This window comes from Streptomyces sp. SM1, from assembly GCF_002910825.1.
In the GTDB taxonomy this organism is placed as follows: domain Bacteria; phylum Actinomycetota; class Actinomycetes; order Streptomycetales; family Streptomycetaceae; genus Streptomyces; species Streptomyces okerensis.
This window is the reverse complement of record NZ_NEUB01000534.1, coordinates 1-6,521: the sequence shown is the minus strand read 5'-3', so window position 1 is coordinate 6,521 and position 6,521 is coordinate 1. Positions and strand designations below refer to the sequence as shown.

Sequence of the window (6,521 nt, the reverse complement as noted above, 5' to 3'; positions counted from 1 at the left end):
GGGAGTCGGCGTCGTTCGCGGTGGCGGTGAACCTGACCTTCAGGCCGGCCCCTCCCCCGGCGCTCAGTCCATCGCGTCGGCCAGCGCCCCCGGCAGGGGTCCGGTGTGCAGGACGCCGAGGCGCTGGGTGGCGCGGGTGAGGGCCACGTACAGGTCGCTGGTGCCGTAGCGGCCCGGTTCGACCACGAGGACCGAGTCGAACTCCAGCCCCTTGGCCTGGCGCGGGTCGAGCAGCACGACGTCGTGCGTCAGATCCGGTTCGGCACCCGCCGTCACCCCGTCCAGCCGGGCGGCCAGCGCGCGGTGCAGATCGCGCGGGGCGATCACGGCCAGACGGCCCTCGGCCGGGGTGAGTTCGGCGACGGCCCCGGCGACGGCGCCGGGCAGGTCGTCGGTGGCGCGGGCCCAGGGACGTACACCCGTGGAGCGCACCGAGCCGGGCGGCTCGAAGCCGGGGTGCTCGGCCCGGACGACCGCGGCGGCCACGTCCATGATCTCGGCCGGGGTGCGGTAGTTGACGCCCAGCCGGGTGTGCTCCCAGCGGTCCTCGACGTAGGGGGTGAGGATGTCCGCCCAGGCGCCGACGCCGCCCGCCTCCGAGGTCTGCGCGGGGTCACCGACCAGGGTCATCGAACGGGTCGGGCTGCGCCGCATCAGCAGCCGCCACGCCATCGGGGAGAGCTCCTGCGCCTCGTCGACGATGATGTGCCCGAACGCCCAGGTGCGGTCGGCGGCGGCGCGCTCGGCGGCGCTGCGGTGGTCGTCCTCCTCGTGCCGTTCGGCGAAGCGTTCGGCGTCGATGATGTCGTGCGCGGACAGCACCTCGGAGGAGTCCGGGTCGTCGTCCTCCTTGTCCTCGAACTCGAAGGTGCGCGAGGCGTACGAGACGTCCAGCACCCCTTGCGCGAAGGCGATCTGCGTCTGCCGCTCCCGCTCGGCGCGGTCGCGGGCGAGCCGGTCGTCCTCGCCGAGGAGTTCCGCCGCCTCGTCGAGCAGCGGCACGTCGGAGACGGTCCAGTGCCGGGTGACCGGCCGGCGGACGGCGGCGGCGTCCTCGGCGGTCAGGTAGCCCTCGGGTGCCGCGAGGAAGTCGGCGACCAGACGCTGCGGGGTGACCCTCGGCCACAGCTGGTCGATCGCTGACCAGACGTCGGGGTTGTCGGCCAGTTCGTCGCGGATCTGCGTGATGTCGCTCGGATCGAGCAGGTTGCCGCCGTCGTAGGGGTCGGTGCCGATGCGTTCGGCGACCATGTCGGTGAGCGCGTTGAGGATGTGCCCCTCGAAGTGCTCCCGGGCCACGTTGTGCGGCAGCTTCGCGGCGCGGGTGCGTTCGCGGGCGACGTTGACCAGGCCGTCGTCGAGCATCAGGATCTCGCGGTCGTGCTCGATCGCGATCACCGGGTCGGGCAGCGCCTGCCGGTCGCGTACGACGTCGGCCAGGACGTCGGCCATCTCCGCCCGGCCCTTGACGGCGGCGGCCCCGGGAGTGTCCGTGCGGGTGGTCCGCACCCCGGGGAACAGCTCACCGACGGTGGCCAGGAGCACACCGGTCTCGCCGAGGCTGGGCAGCACCTCGCCGATGTAGCCGAGGAACGCCGGGTTGGGCCCGACGATCAGGACGGCGCGGCGGGCCAGCAGCTCGCGATGCTCGTAGAGGAGGTAGGCGGCGCGGTGCAGGGCGACGGCGGTCTTGCCGGTGCCGGGGCCCCCCTCGACGACCATGACCCCGCGGTGCGGTGCGCGGATGATCCGGTCCTGGTCGGCCTGGATGGTGCGCACGATGTCGCCCATGCGGCCGGTGCGCGCGGAGTCGAGCGCGGCGAGCAGTACGGCGTCTCCGGTGGGGTCCTCGTGGCCGGTACGGGTCGCGTCGCCGAGGTCGAGGATCTCGTCGTGCAGGCCGGTGACCCGGCGGTCCTCGGTGGCGATGTGCCGGCGGCGCCTGAGGCCCATCGTGGTGTGGCCGGTGGCCAGATAGAACGGGCGGGCGACAGCGGCACGCCAGTCGATCAGGACCGGCGTGCGCTCGGCGTCGTCGGCGCGCAGGCCGATGCGGCCGATGTGGTGGGTCCGGCCGGAGGTGAGGTCGATGCGGCCGAAGCAGAGGGAGCCGTCCACCGCGTTCAGCGCGGCGAGCAGCCCGGAGCGCTCGGCGACGAGGATGTCCCGCTCCAGCCTGGCCTGCCTGGGGGTGTGGCCCTGGGCGAGGGCGTCCGTGACGGAGTCCTCGGCGTCGCCGCGGAGGACGTCCACGCGTGCGTACAGTCCGTCGATGAATTCCTGTTCCTGTCGCAATTCATCGTCCGGAAATTCGGTGTTTGACAATTGCACTCCCGCCCGGATATACTGTGCTCATTGAACTTCACCGCGACGCCTTCTTCTGAAGTCGCGAATCAATGAATATACCCAAGGAAAACCCCCGGGCGCAATTTCCCGGGGGTTTTCTTGTCTCGCGTACCAGGTCAGAGCACGTCCGCCAGCTCCTCCAGGAGTCGCCGCTTGGGCCTGGCCCCCACCATCGACCGCAGCGGCTCCCCGTCACGGAACACCATGAAGGTCGGCATCGACAGAACCTTGTAGGCGTTGGTCGTATCGGGGTTGGCGTCCACGTTCAGCTGGACGACCTTCAGCCGGCCGTCCTCCTCGGCGGCCAGCGCGCTCAGCACCGGCGCCATCTGCCGGCACGGCGGACACCAGTCGGCGGTGAACTCCACCAGCACCGGAAGCTCCGAGCCGATCACCTCCGCCGCGAAGTCCGCGTCACTCACCTCGGGCACACCGCTCGCCTTGCTCACCGCAGTTCCCCTCCCAGTTCGCACACCGGCTCCGGACCTCCCGGAGCCACCGCGTCGGCGGCCGGCTCGTCCCGCGCCGACTCCGCCCGCGCCAGCTGTTGCCCGACCTTCTCCCTCACCGCGCGCAGCTCGCCGATCAGGGCGTCGAGCTCGTCCAGCTTGCGCCGGTAGACCTGGAGCGAGGCGGGGCACGAGTCGCCCTCGGGATGTCCGGCCCGCAGACACTCCACGAAGGGCCGGGTCTCCTCCAGGTCGAACCCGAAGTCCTGGAGCGTGCGGATCTGCCGCAGCAGCTTCAGATCGTTCTCGTCGTACGTCCGGTATCCGTTGCCGGTACGTCGCGCGGACAGCAGCCCGCGTGACTCGTAGTACCGCAGCGTCCGCGTGGTGGTCCCGGCGCGTGCGGCCAGCTCGCCGATTCGCATGCGGACGAACGTAAGCCTTGACGTAGGCGTCAAGGCAAGGGCGTCCCGGGACAGAGGAAGCCGAACGGCCGGGCTCACGGGGGCGGAGCCTGGCCGCTCGGCGGCTGTGGAGGCCCGGATACGGGCGACGGGCCTCCAGCGACCGGGCGGCTGAGCAACGGGGGAGTCGGCCCAGCCGCCCGGGGCTGTGAGTGGCGCCGGCCGTCAGGCCTTGGCCAGTTCCTTCTCGCCGCCCGGTCCGGGCAGCTCCGCGAGGGAGTCGTCCGGGTCCCCGCCGTCGTCGTCGAGCAGCGTCTTCTCGTCGAAGGGGGCGCGGCCTGCCAGGACCTCGTCCACCCGGCTCCGGTCGATCTCCTTGGTCCAGGTGCCGATCAGGACGGTGGCGACGGCGTTGCCCGCGAAGTTGGTGAGGGCGCGGGCCTCGCTCATGAAGCGGTCGATGCCGACGATCAGGCCGATGCCGTCCACCAGGGCCGGCTTGTGCGACTGGAGGCCACCGGCCAGCGTCGCGAGACCTGCGCCGGAGACACCGGCCGCGCCCTTGGACGCCACCAGCAGGAAGAGCAGCAGCGGGATCTGCTCGCCGATCGACATCGGCGTGCCCATGGCGTCGGCGATGAACAGCGAGGCCATGGTCATGTAGATCATGGTGCCGTCGAGGTTGAAGGAGTAGCCGGTCGGGACGGTGATGCCGACCACCGGCTTGCTGACACCCAGGTGCTCCATCTTGGCGATGAGGCGCGGCAGCGCCGACTCCGACGAGGAGGTGGAGAGGATCAGCAGGAACTCGCGGCCCAGGTACTTGAAGAGCGAGAAGACGTTGACGCCGGAGACGACCCGCAGCATCGTGCCCAGCACCAGGAAGATGAACAGCACGCAGGTGGTGTAGAAGCCGAGCATCAGCACGGCCAGGCTCTTGAGCGCGTCGAGGCCGGCCGATCCGGTGACGGCGGCGATGGCGCCGAAGGCACCGACCGGGGCCGCCCACATGATCATCGCCAGGACGCGGAAGACCAGCCGCTGGATGTGCTCGATACCGCGCAGGACGGGCTGTCCGGCGGAGCCCATGGCCTGCAGGGCGAAGCCGCAGAGCAGGGCGATCAGCAGGGTCTGCAGGACCTCGCCGGCGGTGAACGCGGAGACGATCGTGGTCGGGATGACGCCCATCAGGAAGTCGACGGTGCTCTTGGCCTCCACGTCGACCTGCGCCTGGCCGGTCTCCTTGACCGCGTCGGTGACCGCGAGGCCGGTGCCCGGGTCCAGGATGTTGCCGACGACCAGACCGATGGCGAGCGCGACGACGGACATCACCGTGAAGTAGCCCAGGGCGATACCGCCGACGGCGCCGACCTTGGCGGCCTTCCGCACGGACCCGATGCCCAGCACGATGGTGCAGAAGATGATCGGCGAGATCATCATCTTGATCAGGTTCACGAAGCCGGTGCCGAGCGGCTTCAGCTCGGTCGCGAAGCCGGGTGCGATCAGGCCGACGGCGATACCGAGGGCGACCGCGATGATCACCGCGATGTAGAGATAGTGCGTGCGGTCCCGCTTGGCTCTGGGTGCGGCTGGTGCCGTAGCGGCTGTGTCGGTCACGGCGGCCCTCCTTGACGTCGTCGTCGGCATCACCGGCGTGCGGCTCACGTCCGGGGGATGGGTCAGGGCCCGTCCGGCCCTGGGGGAACGCCGTGACTATGTCGCGCCCTGTGAGCGCGGTCACCCTTCCGTTCATTTAGTTCACCGTGGAGGCGCGGGGCAGACTGGCGGGATGCGCCTCGCCCTCCCCCGGCCCCGAAGTCTCGCGGGCCAGCTCTTCGCCATGCAGGCCGTGCTCATCGCGGTCGTCGTGGCCGGGTACGCGCTGTTCACCTACGTCAGTGACCGCGACCAGGCCGAGGAGGCGGCCGAGCGCCAGGCCACCGCGGTGACCCGTTCGGTCGCCGACTCGCCCTCCGTGCGGGAGGCGATCCGTACGTCCGACCCGTCGGCGGCGCTCCAGCCGTACGCGCTGGCGGTGGTGCGCGACACCGACGTCGACTTCGTCACGATCATGGATCCGCGGGGCATCCGCTGGACCCACCCCGACCCGGAACAGATCGGCCTGCCCTTCCGGGGCAACACGGCCCCGGCGATCCGGGGCCGCACCTTCACCGAGACCTACACCGGTACCCTCGGCCCGTCGGTCCGTGCGGTCACCCCGATCCGGGACGGCGGCCGGATCGTCGGCCTGGTCAGCGCGGGCATAAGGGTCGACGTGATCAGCCGGCGCGCCCAGGGGCAGCTGACCGCGCTGCTCACGGTCGCGGCAGGAGCGCTCACGCTCGGCGCGATCGGCACGTACGTCATCAACGCCCGGCTGCGCCGTCACACCCACGGGATGAACGCGGCCGAACTCAGCCACATGCACGACTACCATCAGGCCGCGCTGCACGCCGTGCGCGAAGGGCTGCTGATGCTGGACGGGCAGTACCGGGTGGCGCTGATCAACGACGGCGGCCGGGAGCTGCTGGGAGTGGACCAGGAGGAGGACGTGGTGGGCAGATCGGTCGCGGAGCTGGGTCTTCCGGCACCGCTGACGGGCTCGCTGCTCGCCTCGGAGCCCCGGGTGGACGAGGTGCATCTGACGGCGGACCGGGTGCTGGTGGTGAACACCTCGCCGGTCACCGGCGGCCAGCGGCGCGGCTCGGTGGTGACGCTGCGGGACGTGACCGAGCTCCAGTCGCTGACGGGCGAGCTGGACTCGGAGCGCGGCTTCACGCAGGCCCTGCGCTCGCAGGCGCACGAGGCGGCGAACCGGCTGCACACCGTGGTCTCGCTGATCGAGCTGGGCCGGGCGGAGGAGGCGGTGGACTTCGCGACGGCCGAGCTGGAGCTGGCGCAGGCGCTGACCGACCAGGTGGTCGCGGCGGTGAGCGAGCCGGTGCTGGCGGCGCTGCTGCTGGGCAAGACGGCCCAGGCCAACGAGCGGGGCGTGGAGCTGGAGGTGTCGCCCGACAGCCGCCTGGACGACGGCCTGCTCCCGGACTCGCTGCCCGCCCGGGACCTGGTGACCATTCTCGGCAACCTGATCGACAACGCCGTGGACGCGGCACAGGGCGGGGTGCGGTCCCGGGTGACGGTGACGGCACTGACCGGGGACGGCGGCTCGGTGCTGATCCTGCGGGTCTCGGACACCGGCCCCGGAGTGGACCCGGACCACGCGGAGGCGGTCTTCCGGCGCGGCTTCACCACCAAACCCTCCGGGCCGGGCGGGCGCGGTCTGGGGCTCGCCCTCGTCCAGCAGGCGGTGGCCCGCCACGGC

The 6,521-nt window shown here is 71.4% G+C and carries 5 protein-coding genes; 1 reads left to right on the top strand and 4 read right to left on the bottom strand.

Annotated features, from left to right (window positions below):
• Window positions 1–63: 63 nt before the first annotated feature.
• The 4 genes from B9S61_RS12950 to B9S61_RS12935 all read right to left on the bottom strand — a co-directional run bounded on the left by B9S61_RS12950 (window position 64) and on the right by B9S61_RS12935 (window position 4,816).
• Window positions 64–2,295: an AAA family ATPase gene (locus tag B9S61_RS12950; protein WP_181007355.1), complete on the bottom strand. Its 2,232-nt coding sequence runs from the start codon at window positions 2,293–2,295 to the stop codon at window positions 64–66.
• 167 nt (window positions 2,296–2,462) lie between these two features.
• Window positions 2,463–2,777, bottom strand: coding sequence for a co-chaperone YbbN (locus B9S61_RS12945; RefSeq protein ID WP_103542388.1), 315 nt, complete (start codon window positions 2,775–2,777; stop codon window positions 2,463–2,465).
• A gap of 14 nt (window positions 2,778–2,791) precedes the next feature.
• The gene (locus tag B9S61_RS12940) at window positions 2,792–3,220 is read right to left on the bottom strand and encodes a MerR family transcriptional regulator (protein WP_103542386.1); all 429 of its coding nucleotides are present in this window, start codon (window positions 3,218–3,220) and stop codon (window positions 2,792–2,794) included.
• Between the two features lie 204 nt (window positions 3,221–3,424).
• On the bottom strand, window positions 3,425–4,816 hold the full coding sequence (locus B9S61_RS12935; RefSeq protein ID WP_103542385.1) for a cation:dicarboxylate symporter family transporter: 1,392 nt from the start codon (window positions 4,814–4,816) through the stop codon (window positions 3,425–3,427).
• Window positions 4,817–4,988: 172 nt separating this feature from the next.
• On the opposite strand from B9S61_RS12935, the gene B9S61_RS12930 reads away from it, so the two are divergent.
• A partial coding sequence (locus B9S61_RS12930; RefSeq protein WP_103542384.1) for a sensor histidine kinase occupies window positions 4,989–6,521 on the top strand: 1,533 nt, incomplete at its 3' end.

Bases quoted from the DNA above. Each gene is read 5' to 3' on its own strand.
- B9S61_RS12940 (WP_103542386.1), bottom strand. From the start codon at position 3,220: ATGCGAATCGGCGAGCTGGCCGCACGCGCCGGGACCACCACGCGGACG.